Source organism: Plantibacter sp. lyk4-40-MEA-4, from assembly GCF_030209415.1.
Classification (GTDB): Bacteria; Actinomycetota; Actinomycetes; order Actinomycetales; family Microbacteriaceae; genus Plantibacter; species Plantibacter flavus_A.
This window is the reverse complement of the sequence record NZ_JARVSA010000002.1, coordinates 165,708-180,748: the sequence shown is the minus strand read 5'-3', so window position 1 is coordinate 180,748 and position 15,041 is coordinate 165,708. Positions and strand designations below refer to the sequence as shown.

At 67.3% G+C, this 15,041-nt stretch carries 13 protein-coding genes; 8 read left to right on the top strand and 5 right to left on the bottom strand.

Annotated features, from left to right (window positions below):
- Positions 1–337: 337 nt before the first annotated feature.
- The 4 genes from QRN44_RS02920 to QRN44_RS02905 are packed head-to-tail and all read right to left on the bottom strand — an operon-like array spanning position 338 to position 4,280.
- Complete coding sequence (locus tag QRN44_RS02920; protein WP_064296669.1) at positions 338–1,114, bottom strand: ABC transporter ATP-binding protein; 777 nt, start codon at positions 1,112–1,114, stop codon at positions 338–340.
- Positions 1,111–2,082 (bottom strand): ABC transporter ATP-binding protein, encoded by a 972-nt coding sequence (locus QRN44_RS02915; RefSeq protein WP_064296668.1) that lies wholly within the window; start codon positions 2,080–2,082, stop codon positions 1,111–1,113. The genes QRN44_RS02920 and QRN44_RS02915 overlap by 4 nt, the downstream gene beginning before the upstream one ends.
- A complete protein-coding gene (locus QRN44_RS02910) occupies positions 2,072–3,052 on the bottom strand; it encodes a branched-chain amino acid ABC transporter permease (RefSeq protein ID WP_064296667.1) in 981 nt (326 codons plus the stop codon). Before QRN44_RS02910 ends, QRN44_RS02915 begins: the two co-directional genes overlap by 11 nt.
- A 10-nt stretch (positions 3,053–3,062) precedes the next feature.
- Complete coding sequence (locus tag QRN44_RS02905) at positions 3,063–4,280, bottom strand: ABC transporter permease subunit (protein WP_285038462.1); 1,218 nt, start codon at positions 4,278–4,280, stop codon at positions 3,063–3,065.
- Between the two features lie 315 nt (positions 4,281–4,595).
- Here QRN44_RS02905 and guaB point away from each other — a divergent pair, with 315 nt between their 5' ends.
- Complete coding sequence (gene guaB, locus QRN44_RS02900; protein WP_064296666.1) at positions 4,596–6,098, top strand: IMP dehydrogenase; 1,503 nt, start codon at positions 4,596–4,598, stop codon at positions 6,096–6,098.
- Between the two features lie 279 nt (positions 6,099–6,377).
- Here the strand turns inward: guaB and QRN44_RS02895 are convergent, their stop codons facing one another.
- Positions 6,378–7,034: a hypothetical protein gene (locus QRN44_RS02895; RefSeq protein WP_285038227.1), complete on the bottom strand. Its 657-nt coding sequence runs from the start codon at positions 7,032–7,034 to the stop codon at positions 6,378–6,380.
- 29 nt (positions 7,035–7,063) lie between these two features.
- Between QRN44_RS02895 and QRN44_RS02890 the strand changes: the two genes are divergently transcribed.
- From QRN44_RS02890 to guaA, 7 genes are all read left to right on the top strand, one after another.
- Positions 7,064–8,182, top strand: a complete 1,119-nt coding sequence (locus tag QRN44_RS02890; protein ID WP_064296664.1) for a GuaB3 family IMP dehydrogenase-related protein — start codon at positions 7,064–7,066, stop codon at positions 8,180–8,182.
- A 140-nt stretch (positions 8,183–8,322) separates the two neighbouring features.
- On the top strand, positions 8,323–10,056 hold the full coding sequence (locus tag QRN44_RS02885; RefSeq protein ID WP_175116260.1) for a glycerol-3-phosphate dehydrogenase/oxidase: 1,734 nt from the start codon (positions 8,323–8,325) through the stop codon (positions 10,054–10,056).
- 109 nt (positions 10,057–10,165) lie between these two features.
- Positions 10,166–10,693: a cation:proton antiporter regulatory subunit gene (locus QRN44_RS02880; RefSeq protein ID WP_056008027.1), complete on the top strand. Its 528-nt coding sequence runs from the start codon at positions 10,166–10,168 to the stop codon at positions 10,691–10,693.
- 2 nt (positions 10,694–10,695) lie between these two features.
- Positions 10,696–12,072, top strand: coding sequence for a cation:proton antiporter (locus QRN44_RS02875; RefSeq protein ID WP_285038226.1), 1,377 nt, complete (start codon positions 10,696–10,698; stop codon positions 12,070–12,072).
- A 64-nt stretch (positions 12,073–12,136) separates the two neighbouring features.
- Positions 12,137–12,913, top strand: coding sequence for an SURF1 family protein (locus QRN44_RS02870; RefSeq protein WP_079001734.1), 777 nt, complete (start codon positions 12,137–12,139; stop codon positions 12,911–12,913).
- Between the two features lie 37 nt (positions 12,914–12,950).
- Positions 12,951–13,394, top strand: a complete 444-nt coding sequence (locus QRN44_RS02865; protein ID WP_056778703.1) for a DUF3817 domain-containing protein — start codon at positions 12,951–12,953, stop codon at positions 13,392–13,394.
- A complete protein-coding gene (guaA, locus tag QRN44_RS02860) occupies positions 13,391–14,995 on the top strand; it encodes a glutamine-hydrolyzing GMP synthase (protein ID WP_079001735.1) in 1,605 nt (534 codons plus the stop codon). The genes QRN44_RS02865 and guaA overlap by 4 nt, the downstream gene beginning before the upstream one ends.
- Positions 14,996–15,041 lie beyond the last annotated feature (46 nt).

Genomic DNA, 15,041 nt, shown 5'->3' with positions numbered 1-15,041 from the left:
CTCAGCGCGGGTCGCTGTGCCGCAGTGGTGATGACTCGGCGTGAGCGCGGGTCCAGCGCGTGAGCGCGTGCCTCCGGAGACCCGCGCTCACGCGCCAGGACCGCGCTCGCGTCAGCGCACCGCGCTGGCGAAAGGGGGAGGGAGAATGCACAACTCCTCCGTCCCCGTCTCAGGAGGCCGTCTTGGTACGACGGTGCCCCTCGGGGGAGGGAGGAGTTGTGGTTCGTTCACCGGTCGGGATCCGGTGGCTTCTGGCCCGTCGCTCGGCACGCGGCCGGGACGAGCATGTTCGAGGGTACCGAAGTCCCCGCCGACCCGCGAGTGGGGATCGCCCTGATCAGTCCTCGTCCTGGCCGAGCGTGCCCAGGTAGAGGCCGATCACCTTGTCATCCGAGAGGAGCTCGCGGCCCGTCCCGGTGTAGGCGTCACGACCCTGGTCGAGCACGTACCCGCGGTCGCAGATCTGCAGACACCGACGTGCGTTCTGCTCCACCATGATCGTCGTCACGCCGGCCTTGTTGATGTCCGAGACGCGGATGAACGCGTCGTCCTGTCGGACCGGCGACAGCCCCGCGGACGGCTCGTCGAGGAGCAGCACGTGCGGATCCATCATGAGGGCCCGCGACATCGCGACCATCTGGCGCTCACCACCCGACAGCGAACCGGCGCGCTGCTTGAGCCGCTTCCCGAGTTCGCTGAAGATCCCGGTGACGAACTCGAGGCGCTCGTTGTACTGCTTCGGCTTCTGGAACAGCCCCATCTTGAGGTTGTCCTCGATGGTGAGGCTCGGGAACACGTTGTTCGTCTGCGGCACGAACCCGACGCCGCGCGCCACGAGCTTGTTCGCCCGGAGCCCCGTGATGTCCTCACCGTTCAGGAGCACCTGTCCGCTGCGCACCTTCACCTGTCCGAAGATCGCCTTCAGCAGCGTCGACTTCCCCGCACCGTTCGGTCCGATGATGCCGATGAGCTCGCCCTTCCGGGCGGTCAGGTTGGCACTGTTCAGGATGTTCACGCCGGGGAGGTACCCGGCGGTCAGATCGGTGACCTCCACGACCATCTCGGCGGTCTTGACCGCGGTGCCGCCGACCGGCGCACCCTTCACGTCGCTCATTTCCGCTCCTCCTCGGGCTCGGCACCAGCCGCGAGCCGTTCGTCTTCGATCTCGGCGAGCAGCTCCTCGGCCGCAGCGCTGTCCTCTCCGGCGATCCTGCCGGTCACGACCCCGAGGTCGACGTCCTGGTGGCTCCCGAGGTAGGCGTCGATGACGGCGGGGTCCTCCATGACGGTGTCGGGCGGGCCCTCGGCGACGACACGACCTTCGGCCATGACGACCACCCAGTCGGCGATGTGCCGGACCATCTGCATGTCGTGCTCGACGAACAGCACGGTCATGCCCTCGTCCTTCAACGCCAGGATGTGGTCGAGGAGGGACTGCGTGAGCGCCGGGTTGACGCCGGCCATCGGCTCGTCGAGCATGACGAGCTTCGGATCGCTCATGAGCGCCCGCGCCATCTCGAGGAGCTTCCGCTGCCCACCGGACAGGCTGGCCGCGTAGTCGTCGCGCTTCGTGTCGAGCTTGAAGCGACGCAGGAGGTCCATCGCCTTGACCTCGAGGTCCTCCTCCTGCTTCCGCCAGAGCGGCTTCACGAGGCTCGAGAAGATGCCCTCGCCGGTCTGGCCGGTCGCGCCGAGCTTCATGTTCTCGAGCACCGTGAGCAGGCCGAGCGCCTTCGTCAACTGGAAGGTCCGGACCTGACCCATGCGGGCGACCTTGAACGCCGGGACGCCCCCGAGGCTCTTGCCGTCGAAGTTCCACGTCCCGGTGTTCGGCTTGTCGAAGCCGGTCAGCAGGTTGAACAGCGTCGTCTTACCGGCGCCGTTCGGGCCGATGAGGGCGGTGATCGCGTTGCGGGGCACCTCCAGGTGCTCCACGTTCACCGCCTGCAGGCCGCCGAAGGTCCGGGTGACCTGGTCCGCGATGAGGATCGGGTCGACCTTCTTGACGCCCGGGACGATCTCGCCGACGTGGAGGCCGGTGGTCTTGACCGGTCGCGAGGTGGGTGAGCTGTTACTTGACAAAGGTCAGCTCCTTCTTGTTTCCGAGGATGCCTTGCGGCCTGAAGATGACGATCAGCATGAGCGCGACACCGACCAGCACGTAGCGGAGCGTCGACGCCTGCGTCGAGCTCATGAACGGCAGGACGTCCGCCTTCACGAGCGCCGGGAGGACGTTCGAGAGGAACGCCATGATCACCCAGAAGATCACCGAGCCGAGCAACGGCCCGAAGACCGTCGCGGCTCCACCGAGCAGGAGGATCGTCCAGATGAAGAAGGTGAGACTCGTGACGTACACGCTGGGCACGACCGCGGAGGGGAGCGCCAGCACCACCCCGCCGAGCGCACCGAACACGCCACCGACGACGAGCGCCTGCATCTTGTAGGCGAACACGTTCTTGCCGAGGGCGCGCACGGCGTCCTCGTCCTCGCGGATGCCCTTCAGCACGCGGCCCCAGGGGCTGCGCATGAGGAGGAACACGAGGAGGGCGGCGACGGCGAGCAGCAGGATGCCGAAGATCCGGACCCACCACTGGTTCGCGTTGAGTTCCCAGGGCCCGAAGCCGTACGTGCCCGGCGGGATCGGGTTCGCGGCCCGGAAGCCCTCGTGGTAGTTGCCGAGTCCGTCGGCCGAGTTCGTGAACTCGTCGAAGACCTGCGTGGTGAAGAGGAGTCGGACGATCTCGGCCGCCGCGATGGTGACGATGGCCAGATAGTCGGCCCGCAGTCGCAGGGTCGGGATGCCGAGGATGAAGGCGAAGACCACCGAGGCCAGACAGCCGACGATGATGCCCGCCCACCACGGGAGGTTGAAGCTCAGGATCGAGATGGCGTAGCCGTAGGCGCCGAGCGCCATGAACCCCGCCATACCGAAGTTCAACAGACCGCCGTAGCCGAAGTGCACGGCCAAGCCGAGTGCTGCGAGCGCGTACGCGATCGTCTCCGGGCTGATGACCCAAGCGAGCGTGTTCGAGAGAATGCTTCCCCAGTCCATGCGCGTGCCCCTAACCGATTCTCTCGCGACGTCCGAGGATGCCCTGCGGTCTCACGAGGAGCACCGCGATGAGCACCACGAGGGCGCCGACGTACTTGATGTCAGACGGGATCCAGAGCGTCGAGACCTCGACGAGGATGCCGATGATGAGGGCGCCGACCATGGCGCCGAAGGCGGTTCCGAGCCCGCCGAGGGTGATGGCCGCGAAGATGAGCAGGAGCAGCTGCGCTCCCATGTCCCACTTGATGCCCGGTCGGAAGTACGCCCACAGGATGCCGGAGAGACCCGCGAGGGTCGCTGCGAGGATCCAGACGATGCGGACCACTCGGTCGACGTCGATGCCGCTGGCCGCGGCGAGGCTCGGGTTGTCCGAGATGGCTCGTGTCGCCTTGCCGGTCTTCGTCTTGATGAGCCACCAGGCCACGCCGAGGAGTACCACGACGCTGACCGCCATGCTGATCATGTCGGTGACGCTGAGCGAGACCGTGCCGAACAGCTTGATGTTCTCCTCTCCGGAACCGGGCAGCTGGAACGTCCCGCCGCCGATGAAGTAGAGGAACACGTAGCGGAGCGCCAGCGACAGGCCGATCGAGACGATCATGACCTGCACGATGCCGACGCCCTTGCGTCTCAAAGGTCTCCAGATGCCCGCGTCGAGCGCGAAGCCGAATGCGGCGCTCAGGGCGAGGGCGATGATGATGGCCAGCCAGATCGGCCACTGCAGGAACACCCCGAACACGAGCGCCATGATCGCGCCGAAGGTCACCATCTCCGCGTGGGCGAAGTTGCTGAGTCCGGTGGTGCCGAACACGAGGGAGGCTCCGATGGCCGCGAGGGCCAGCATGAGGCCGAAGTTCAGGCCGTTGACGAGTCGTTCAACGAGTTGGTCCCAGAAGCTGACGGTGACGCGGACGCCCTCGCCGAGGAAGAAGTTCACTGACTTCGATTGGGTGAGACCGAACTCGGCCTCGATGGTCGAGCCGCCCTCGGCGACGATGACGCCCTTCGGGAGGGTCTCCTCGTCGAGCGTTACCTTGTACGTACCTTTCTCGGGGACGCCGATCTTCCACTTGCCGTCGGCGTCGGTGTCGACATCGGCCTTGTAGCCGTTGCCGTCGACCGTGATGTTCACGCCTTCGAGTGGTTTGTCGTCGTACTTGACGTTCCCAGCGAAGTAGAAGTCGTACTCCTCGCCCACCTCGTCAGCATGAGCCGGGACGGCGCTCATGACGGACGTGAGGGTGATGGCCCCGAACAACAGGGCGATGAGGAGCACGAATCTCCGTGCCAGTCTCGGGTTTCGGGTCGTTCCAGCGAACTTCACTGCACCTCCAGTGCCGGGCCACTTCCGTGGACCGTTCTCCTGCGTCGGACAACGCTGTTCGACGATAGAACCTGATTATTGCCTACATGTTTCGCCCATGCGTATTTCTCCGCATCGATTTGTCGGGATCGTGGAATAGGGGTAGGCCCTGCTCGGTTACGATGGTGATACCGGCAGGTCTGCGTTTCTCCGGTGTGTTCGTGGCTATGAGAGGGATAAATGGACCAGCCTGATCCGTTCGGATTCGTAGGACTCACGTATGACGATGTGCTGCTGCTGCCCGGGCACACCGACGTCATCCCGAGCGAGGCGGAGACCTCGTCCCGCCTGACGAAGCGGATCACCGTGAACACGCCGCTGCTGTCGAGCGCGATGGACACCGTGACCGAGGCCCGCATGGCGATCGCGATGGCTCGCGAGGGCGGCATCGGCATCCTCCACCGCAACCTGTCGATCTCCGACCAGGCCGAACAGGTCGACCGCGTGAAGCGGAGCGAGTCGGGCATGATCACGAACCCGATCACCACCACGGCCGACGCCACCGTCGCCGAGGTCGACGAGCTGTGCGGCCAGTTCCGCATCTCGGGCCTCCCGGTCGTCGACGACAAGGGTGTGCTCGTCGGCATCATCACGAACCGCGACATGCGCTTCGTGTCGCCGTTCGAGAAGGCCACGACCCGCGTCAGCGAGGTCATGACGAGCACCGGTCTCGTGACCGCTCCCGTCGGCACCGACCGCAACGCGGTGATGGCGCTCCTCGCACAGCACCGCATCGAGAAGCTGCCCCTCATCGACGAGGCGGGCAAGCTCAAGGGCCTCATCACCGTCAAGGACTTCGACAAGAGCGAGAAGTACCCGCTGGCCACGAAGGACGACACCGGTCGTCTGCGGGTCGGTGCGGCCATCGGCTTCTTCGGCGACGCCTGGTCCCGTGCGGGCCAGCTGCTCGACGCCGGTGTCGACGTCATCGTGGTCGACACGGCCAACGGTGAGAGCGCCGGTGTGCTCGACATCATCCGCAAGCTCAAGGCCGACCCGGCGTTCGCCGGTGTCGACGTCATCGGCGGCAACGTCGCGACCCGCTCCGGCGCGCAGGCGCTCATCGAGGCCGGCGCGGACGCGATCAAGGTCGGCGTCGGTCCGGGTTCCATCTGCACCACGCGCGTCGTCGCGGGTGTCGGTGTCCCGCAGGTCACCGCGGTCTACGAGGCGTCGCTCGCGGCGCGCGAGGCGAACGTCCCGGTCATCGCCGACGGCGGTCTGCAGTACTCGGGCGACATCGCCAAGGCACTCGTCGCGGGTGCGGACACCGTGATGCTCGGCTCGCTCCTCGCCGGCACCGACGAGAGCCCCGGCGACCTCGTGTTCGTGGGTGGCAAGCAGTTCAAGAACTACCGCGGCATGGGATCGCTCGGAGCCATGCAGACGCGTGGCGAGAAGACCTCGTACTCGAAGGACCGCTACTTCCAGGCCGACGTCCCGAGCGACGACAAGCTGATCCCCGAGGGCATCGAGGGCCAGGTGCCCTACCGCGGCCCGGTGTCGGCCGTCGCGTATCAGCTCATCGGCGGGCTGCGTCAGTCCATGTTCTACGTGGGCGCGCGCAACATCGGCGAGCTGAAGGCCAAGGGCAAGTTCGTCCGCATCACCTCCGCGGGCCTCAAGGAGTCGCACCCGCACGACGTGCAGATCGTCGTCGAGGCGCCGAACTACCGCAAGTAGGCACCCGCACGAACGCCGACGGTCCGGCAGGCTTCCGCCTGCCGGACCGTCGGCGTAGGTGTGGTCAGCGCATCCGACGTTTGTTCAGAGCGGTTAGCGTCACCCACATGACCAGGGCGAAGCCTCCGATCCACAGGGCGTATAGCAGGTAGCCATCGAGGCCGAACCCCAAACGGACCGCCGTCGTGCCACAGATGACGATCCCGACAATGGTGCTGGCAAGGACTGATTGGCGGACGCGTAGAGGTCGTTTAGGAGGAACGTTGTGGGTCTCAGGGCTCATACGTAGACGCAGCGACCTTGGTTGCCGCCGATGTAGATCTTCATCTCTCGTCCTCCTTGGCAGATGCCGTTCGTCGCGAGAGCGGTGGATGCGACCAAGAGGATGGCTCCGAAGACGACGCACAGCGCGGCGCCGACCCCTGGGAGGAGGCACAACGCTCCTTGAAGGGCCATCGCGCCTCCACCGATGATGAGACCTTGGTCGAAGGCATTGAACAGGACATAGATTCCACCGGAGTCCTGCCCTCCGCCGAGACGCGTGTCGGCAGGGCCTTGTCCCACCGAGAAGCTGAACCCGTTCTCGAATACGAAAGTCTCAATCGTGTCCTCGCCTACCTGCTGCGTGGTGAACGGGACTTGTGCTGCCTTCAACTCCTCGACGGCCAGTCGAAGCTGTTCGGGAGTGATCTCGGGCTGAGCTGCTGTGCTCAGGGGCGTCGCGGTAACAGGTGGAGGAGCAGCGTTGGCTGTTGCCGGGGCAGCGAGAGCGATGACGACCGCCAGGATTGTTCCGAGACTGAAGGCCCGTGAAGTGGTGAGCATGACTTGGTATTCCCTTCTCTGGTTGGTGCGCCGCGGTGCGAGCCTGGTCGTTAATATAGATATTTCTGAATCAAACGTCCAGAGTTTCGACGAGATCCGGTATTCGTCCACCAGGCGACCGGTAGGCTGGTGCGGTGAGCATGGATATTGAGATCGGCCGGTCAAAGCGCGCACGGCGCGCCTACGCGTTCGACGACATCGCCGTCGTCCCGTCGCGGCGGACCCGCGACCCACAGGACGTCTCGGTGTCCTGGTCGATCGACGCCTACCAGTTCGAGATCCCGGTGCTCGCGGCACCGATGGACTCCGTCGTCTCGCCGACGACCGCGATCATGATGGGCCAGCTCGGCGGCGTCGGCGTCCTCGACCTCGAGGGCCTCTGGACGCGGTACGAAGACCCCGAGCCGCTGCTCGCCGAGATCCGGTCGTTGCCGGTCGGCCGCGCGACCGCGCGCATGCAGGAGATCTACTCGGAGCCCATCAAGCCCGAACTCGTCACGGCCCGGCTCGCCGAGATCCGCGCGGCCGGAGTCACCGTCGCCGCAGCCCTCTCGCCGCAGCGCACGCAGGAGCTCTACGAGACCGTCGTCGCCGCAGGTGTCGACCTCTTCGTCATCCGCGGAACCACCGTGTCGGCGGAGCACGTCTCCAAGAACCAGGAGCCGCTCAACCTCAAGAAGTTCATCTACGAACTCGACGTCCCCGTGATCGTCGGTGGCGCGGCCACGTACACCGCAGCCCTGCACCTCATGCGGACCGGTGCGGCCGGCGTCCTCGTCGGCTTCGGTGGCGGCGCCGCCTCCACCACGCGGGCCTCGCTCGGCATCCATGCCCCGATGGCGACCGCCGTGGCCGACGTCGCCGGTGCGCGTCGCGACTACCTCGACGAGTCCGGCGGCCGCTACGTGCACGTCATCGCCGACGGCGGTCTCGGGACCTCGGGCGACATCGTCAAGGCCGTCGCGATGGGGGCCGACGCCGTCATGCTCGGCACCGCACTCGCCCGCGCAACGGACGCACCCGGCGGTGGCTGGCACTGGGGTGCCGAGGCGCACCACCTGCACCTGCCGCGCGGACGCCGTGTCGAGGTGGGGACCGTCGCGACGCTCGAGGAGATCCTCTACGGCCCGTCGCCGAAATCGGACGGCACGGCCAACCTCATCGGCGCGCTCCGTCGCTCGATGGCCACCACCGGCTACTCCGACCTCAAGGAGTTCCAGCGGGTCGAGGTCGTCGTCGCGCCGTACCAGGGCGCCTAGCCCTGCCGGAAGCGAGCCGCGTCCGCAAGCGGTTGTCGGGTCGCATCGCGCCGACTAGCCTCTGAGGCAGAGCCTCGTGGACGAGCACCTGCCTCCGGCAGGATCATCGCGAGGGCGGTTCCAGCGAGCGGAGTTCGACGATGGCCACCACCCACAACAACGTGTCACGTTCCACCAAGCTGGGGATGGAGGAGCGCGACGCCGCGATCGAAGCGTTGAAGTCGAAAGAGCTCGACATCCTCGTCGTCGGTGGTGGCATCGTGGGCACCGGTGCAGCGCTCGACGCCGTCACGCGCGGTCTCAGCACCGGTCTGCTCGAGGCGCGCGACTGGGCGAGCGGCACCTCGAGCCGGTCCTCGAAGCTCGTGCACGGCGGTATCCGGTATCTCGAACAACTCGACTTCCGGCTCGTCCGAGAAGCGCTCATCGAGCGCGGGTTGCTGCTGCAGCGCATCGCGCCGCACCTCGTGAAGCCGGTCCGGTTCCTGTACCCGCTCAACAAGCCGGTCTTCGAACGCCTCTACATCGGCGCCGGCATGCTGCTCTACGACCTCTTCAGCTGGACCGGCGGCCGTCCGCCCGGCGTCCCGCACCACCGGCACCTGTCCAAGCGTCAGGTCCTGACTTCGATCCCGAGTCTCAAGTCGGACGCGTTCGTGGGCGGACTCACCTACTACGACGCCCAGGTCGACGACGCCCGGTACGTCTCATCCCTCGCGCGGACGGCGTCGGCCTACGGTGCGCACGTCGCGAGCCGCGTGCGGGTCGAGGGCTTCATCAAGGTCGGTCAGCGCGTCGTGGGCGTCAAGGCGCACGACCTGCAGACCGACGAGCGCTTCGAGATCCGCGCCAAGCAGGTCGTCAACGCGACCGGCGTGTGGACCGACGACACGCAGTCGATGGTGGGGGAGCGGGGCCAGTTCAAAGTCCGCGCGTCGAAGGGTATCCACCTCGTCGTGCCGCGCGACCGATTCCAATCGAACATGGGGCTCCTGCTGCGCACGGAGAAGAGCGTCCTCTTCGTCATCCCGTGGGGCCGACACTGGCTCATCGGCACGACCGACACGGACTGGCACCTCGACAAGGCGCATCCGGCGGCGACGGCGGCGGACATCGACTACCTGCTCGAGCACGTCAACAAGATCCTCGCCGTCCCGCTCACCCGTGAGGACGTCGAGGGCGTCTACGCCGGCCTCCGTCCGCTGCTGGCCGGCGAGTCGGAGCAGACGTCGAAGTTGTCACGCGAGCACCTGGTCGCGCACTCCGTCCCCGGACTGGTGGTCATCGCCGGTGGCAAGTGGACCACGTACCGGGTCATGGCGAAGGACGCGATCGACGCCGCGGTCGACGCCCTCGACGGCAAGATCCCGGCGAGCGCGACGGAGAACATCGCCCTCCTCGGAGCCGAGGGGTATCAGGCGGCCTGGAACAAGCGGGGCAAGATCGCGCGGGCCTTCGGGGTGCACACGGCGCGTATCGAGCACCTGCTGAACCGCTACGGCGTCCTGACGGACGAGCTGCTCGACCTCATCAAGGACGACCCGACGCTCGCCGAAGCACTGCCGGGAGCGGACGACTACATCGGGGCGGAGGTCGTCTACGCGGCCTCCCACGAGGGCGCCCTCCATCTCGACGACGTCCTCGCCCGTCGGACGCGGATCTCCATCGAGGCCTGGGACCGCGGCGTCTCGGCGGCCCCGGTCGCGGCGAAGCTCATGGGTGGGGTCCTCGGGTGGGACGAGGAGCGCATCGAGAAGGAGGTCTCCTACTACCTCGAGCGCGTCGCTGCGGAGCGGGCGTCGCAGGAGCAGCCGAACGACGAAGCGGCGGACCGCGTGCGCCTGGAGGCACCGGACATCGTCCCTGGGGCCTGAACCGGCGGTGATCGCCCGCAGCGGAACGGCTGCGGGCGCCTCGGGCGGGCGGGACGGGTGTGGCGGATAGACTAGGAGGACTGCCACAACAAGCCTGAGGAGTACAGCCATGGTGGATGTTCGGCGGGTCAAACTTCCCGGGGTCGGTGTGCTCCACACCTTCGTCACGGACGACGGCGGCAAGGTCGGCGTCATCGCCCACCGGTCCGGCCACAGCGACCTCATCACCTTCGCCGACCACGAAGACGGTGCCGATGCCGGCAAGGTGTCGCTCCGGCTCAACGAGGACGAGGCGCACACGCTGGCCGAACTCCTCGGTGGCACACAGATCACCGAGTCGCTCAGCGCGCTCGACCAGATCCCCGGCCTCAGCATCGACTGGTTCACCGTCGACTACGAAGACCACATCGCCGGGCAGCCGCTCGGCAACCCCGCCGAGAAAGGCATGGTCGGGCTGACCGTCGTCGCCGTCGTGCGCGGCGACTCCGCCAACCCGGCTCCTGCGGCGGACTTCCGGGTCTTCCCGGGAGACACCCTCGTCGTCGCGGGCAGTCCCGAGAAGGTCGCCAAGGCCTTCGCCTACTTCCGTTCGGGCGCCGTCAAGAAGGTCGCCGTCGACGCTCCGCCCGGAGGGTAGGCATGCTGCACGCCGCGACCGAAAACCCCCACCTCGGCCAGGATCTGCTCATCCTCGGCGTCCTGTTCGTCATCGCCTTCATCCTCGGCCGCCTCGGCAAGCTGATCGGTCTGCCGTCGATCCCCGTCTACATGCTCGTCGGCCTGCTCGCGAGTCCGTACACCGGCTGGTTCCCGCTCGACTTCGCCAGCGCGCAGATCGAACTCATCGCCGTCTTCGGCCTCGTGCTCCTGCTGTTCAACCTCGGTCTGGAGTTCGATCAGGACGAGTTCTTCGGCAACGCCGGGAAGCTCATCGTGTCCGGTGGCTCCTACATCCTCGTCAACATGGCCGCCGGGCTGGTGTTCGGGTTCCTGGTCGGGTGGGGCACGCGAGAGGCGCTCATCATCGCCGGCATCACGGCGACGAGCTCGAGCGCGATCGTCACGAAGCTCCTCATCGAGCTCAAACGGCTGACAAACGACGAGACGCCGATGATCCTGGGCGTCACCGTGGTGGAGGACATCTTCATCGCCATCTACCTCGCCATCGTCGGTGTCGTCCTGAGCGGCGAGACCGAGGTGTGGCCGGTCATCGGCAAGCTCGCGATCGCCTTCACGTTCATCCTCGTGATGTTCGCGATCGCGCGCTTCGGCGGCCGATTCGTGTCGCGGTTGTTCCGCACGAAGGACGACGAGCTCTTCACGATCCTGTTCTTCGGCCTCGCGGTCGCGTTCGGCGGTATCGGCGAGCTCCTCGGGGTCACCGACGCGATCGGCGCCTTCCTCATCGGGCTGGTCCTCGGAGCCACCCGGTTCCGCAACAAGATCGAGCAGATCGCGATCCCGCTCCGCGACGTGTTCGGTGCGTTCTTCTTCTTGAACTTCGGCCTCGCGCTCGACGCGACGAAGTTCGGCAGCGTCCTCGTCCCGGTCCTCCTGGCCGTCCTCATGACGGTGGTCCTCAACGTCCTGGCCGGTCAGTTCGTCGCCTGGCTCAACGGACTCGGGCCGCAAGCGGGGATCAACGCCGCGGTCATCCTGCAGAATCGCGGCGAATTCGCCCTCATCCTCGCGACGCTCTCGCTGAGCGCAGGGCTCAACCCGCTCATCCAACCGTTCGCCGGGCTCTACGTGCTCATCATGGCTGTGATGGGCCCGATCGTCGCCGGCCGGTCCGAGCAGATCGGCGCCGTCATCCTGCGTCCGCGTCGCCGGAAGGCGCGCCGAGTGGAGCAGGTCGACGCGTCGGCGGAGGAGGCCCTCGCGCTCGTCGAGGGTGCGGGCGACGACCAGGGCACGACGGACGTCGACACCGATCAGGCGGCCATCGACCGACTCGTCGAACAGGCGATGAACGACCAGGAACCACCAGCACGAAAGCGAGAGCCCGATTACTAGCACCGCCCCGTCGGCACCAGGCCCCGACAACCACGGACAGGTCCGTCCGACGCTCCGCTCCCTCATGCTGCGTCCCCGGTGGATCGGCGTCCTCGTCCTCTGTCTCGCCGTCGCGGGCGCGTTCGCCGCGCTCGGGCAATGGCAGCTCGCACGCGCCATCGAATCCGGGCAGGTGGTGCCGACCGAGACTGAATCGGTCCGGCCACTCGCGGACGTCCTCGAACCGGGCGTCGGCATCCGAGAGGCCGACGCCGGACAACGGGTGAGCGTCTCGGGCACCTGGGTGCCGGAGGACTACCTCGTGGTGGGCAACCGGGTGAACGACGGCACGCTCGGGTACTGGGTGACGGGCCACCTCGCGACCGACCGCCCGGACCAGGCCGGTCTCGCCGTCGCGCTCGGGTGGACGAAGGATCGCGAGACCGCCGACCGTGTCGCGGAGGCATTGAACGCGGACGCCCCCACCGGTGCCGTGGAGCTCGAAGGGCGTCTGAACCCGCCGGAGGGCCCGGAGGAACCGGCGGCGGACGCCGCACCGACCGACCTCGACAACATGTCGGTCGCCGCGCTGCTGAACCGCTGGAACGACGCCGACGGCCTGCGGGTGTTCAGTGCGTTCGTCGTGGATGACGTGGCCGTCGACGGACTCGAGCCCATCTCGTCACCCGCGCCCAGCCAGGAGATCCAGCTCAACTGGTTGAACATCTTCTACGCGGCCGAGTGGGTCGTCTTCGCGTGCTTCGCCGTGTTCCTGTGGTTCCGGCTCGCCAAGGACGCCTGGGAGCGCGAGATCGAGGAGCTCGAGGACGCCGAGGAGGAGGCCGCAGCGCTCCGTCCGTGATGTCCGGTCGCTTGGCGGCCGCGGGTAAGATGGGGGCATGCCCCTCCAGCCGAAACCGTCGACGTTTCCCGCGATCCGAGGCGCGCTGAAGTTCTACCAGGTGGCCGCCCCCATCACCGGTGTGCTGCTCCTGTCGCTCTGCGCCGAGATGCTCATGAAGTACGCGTTCGGCCTCGAGCTCGAACTCGGCGGTGCTTACGGCTTCCTCGCCTTCGTGCCCTCCGGCACCGCCACCGCGGTCAACCTGAGCACGGGCATCCTCATCATCCACGGCTGGTTCTACGTCGTGTACCTGTTCGCCGCGTTCCGGCTCTGGAGCCTCATGCGGTGGAACGTCCTGCGTCTGCTCTGGCTCGCGCTCGGCGGCATCATCCCGTTCCTGTCCTTCTTCTTCGAGAGCCGCATCCCGCGGGAAGTGAAGGGCTACCTCTCCGGCCGCGAAGCAGCAGCGGCCGCCGAACCCGTGGAGTCCATGCAGTGAGTGAAACCGCCCCCGCCGCCGCAGCGGAGCAGACCGCCGCCCGACCGGTCCTCGTCGTCGACTTCGGTGCGCAGTACGCGCAGCTGATCGCGCGTCGCGTCCGCGAAGCCGGCGTGTACTCCGAGATCGTGCCGCACACCGTGTCCGCCGCCGAGGTCGCCGCCAAGAACCCCGTCGGGATCGTCCTGTCCGGCGGCCCGTCCAGCGTGTACGAGCCGGGCGCTCCGTCGCTCGACGAGGGCATCCTCGAGCTCGGCGTCCCGACCTTCGGCATCTGCTACGGCTTCCAGGTCATGGCCAAGCAGCTCGGTGGAGAGGTCGCGCACACCGGTCTCCGGGAGTACGGCGCCACCGACGCGACCAGCGTCGTCGACGTCCCGGGCACCCTCCTGCACGGCGTCCCGACCGAGCAGAACGTCTGGATGAGCCACGGCGACTCCGTCTCCAAGGCCCCCGAGGGCTTCGAGGTCCTCGCCTCGACCGCCTCGACTCCGGTCGCCGCCTTCGCGAACGCGGAACGCGGCCTCTACGGCGTCCAGTGGCACCCCGAGGTCAAGCACTCCGCTTACGGCCAGCAGGTGCTCGAGAACTTCCTCCACCGGGCGGCGGGCATCCCGGCCGACTGGAACAGCGGCAACGTCATCGCCGAACAGGTCGACCGCATCCGCTCCCAGGTGGGCGACGCCAAGGTCATCTGCGGGCTCTCCGGCGGTGTCGACTCGGCAGTCGCCGCGGCGCTCGTGCACAAGGCCGTCGGCGACCAGCTCGTCTGCATCTTCGTCGACCACGGCCTGCTCCGGAAGGACGAGCGGCGCCAGGTCGAGGAGGACTTCGTCGCCTCGACCGGTGTCCGGCTGGTCACGGTCGACGCTCGCGAGCAGTTTCTGTCGGCGCTCGCCGGTGTCAGCGACCCGGAGCAGAAGCGCAAGATCATCGGCCGCGAATTCATCCGGTCCTTCGAACAGGCCGAGATCGACCTCGTCAAGGAGGCCCAGAGCGAAGGCGAGCCCATCCGCTTCCTCGTCCAGGGCACGCTGTACCCCGACGTCGTCGAGTCCGGAGGTGGATCCGGCACGGCCAACATCAAGAGCCACCACAACGTCGGCGGGCTGCCGGAAGACCTCCAGTTCGAACTCGTCGAGCCCCTGCGCACCCTGTTCAAGGACGAGGTCCGGGCGATCGGCCGCGAGCTGGGCCTCCCGGAGGAGATCGTCGGTCGTCAGCCGTTCCCCGGTCCCGGACTCGGCATCCGCATCGTGGGTGAGGTCACGGCCGAGCGTCTCGACCTCCTCCGCGACGCCGACGCGATCGTCCGCGAGGAGTTGACCGCGGCCGGGCTCGACCAGGAGATCTGGCAGTGCCCCGTGGTCCTGCTGGCGGACGTCCGTTCCGTGGGCGTGCAGGGCGACGGCCGCACCTACGGTCACCCGATCGTGCTGCGACCGGTGTCGTCTGAAGACGCCATGACCGCCGACTGGACCCGCCTGCCGTACGACGTCCTCGCGCGCATCAGTAACCGCATCACCAACGAGGTGAAGGACGTCAACCGCGTCGTGCTCGACGTCACGTCGAAGCCGCCGGGGACCATCGAGTGGGAGTGATCGCTCCCTGAAGCATCGGAAGGCCGTCCCGTTCGCGGGGCGGCCT

Excerpts from the sequence above, each read along its gene's own strand:
- QRN44_RS02910 (WP_064296667.1), bottom strand. The coding sequence starts at position 3,052 with ATGGACTGGGGAAGCATTCTCTCGAACACGCTCGCTTGGGTCATCAGC.
- QRN44_RS02885 (WP_175116260.1), top strand. The coding sequence starts at position 8,323 with ATGGCCACCACCCACAACAACGTGTCACGTTCCACCAAGCTGGGGATG.
- QRN44_RS02870 (WP_079001734.1), top strand. The coding sequence starts at position 12,137 with ATGCTGCGTCCCCGGTGGATCGGCGTCCTCGTCCTCTGTCTCGCCGTC.
- QRN44_RS02880 (WP_056008027.1), top strand. The coding sequence starts at position 10,166 with ATGGTGGATGTTCGGCGGGTCAAACTTCCCGGGGTCGGTGTGCTCCAC.
- QRN44_RS02865 (WP_056778703.1), top strand. The coding sequence starts at position 12,951 with ATGCCCCTCCAGCCGAAACCGTCGACGTTTCCCGCGATCCGAGGCGCG.
- QRN44_RS02875 (WP_285038226.1), top strand. The coding sequence starts at position 10,696 with ATGCTGCACGCCGCGACCGAAAACCCCCACCTCGGCCAGGATCTGCTC.
- QRN44_RS02905 (WP_285038462.1), bottom strand. The coding sequence starts at position 4,280 with ATGAGCGCCGTCCCGGCTCATGCTGACGAGGTGGGCGAGGAGTACGAC.
- QRN44_RS02890 (WP_064296664.1), top strand. The coding sequence starts at position 7,064 with ATGGATATTGAGATCGGCCGGTCAAAGCGCGCACGGCGCGCCTACGCG.
- QRN44_RS02920 (WP_064296669.1), bottom strand. The coding sequence starts at position 1,114 with ATGAGCGACGTGAAGGGTGCGCCGGTCGGCGGCACCGCGGTCAAGACC.
- guaB (WP_064296666.1), top strand. The coding sequence starts at position 4,596 with ATGGACCAGCCTGATCCGTTCGGATTCGTAGGACTCACGTATGACGAT.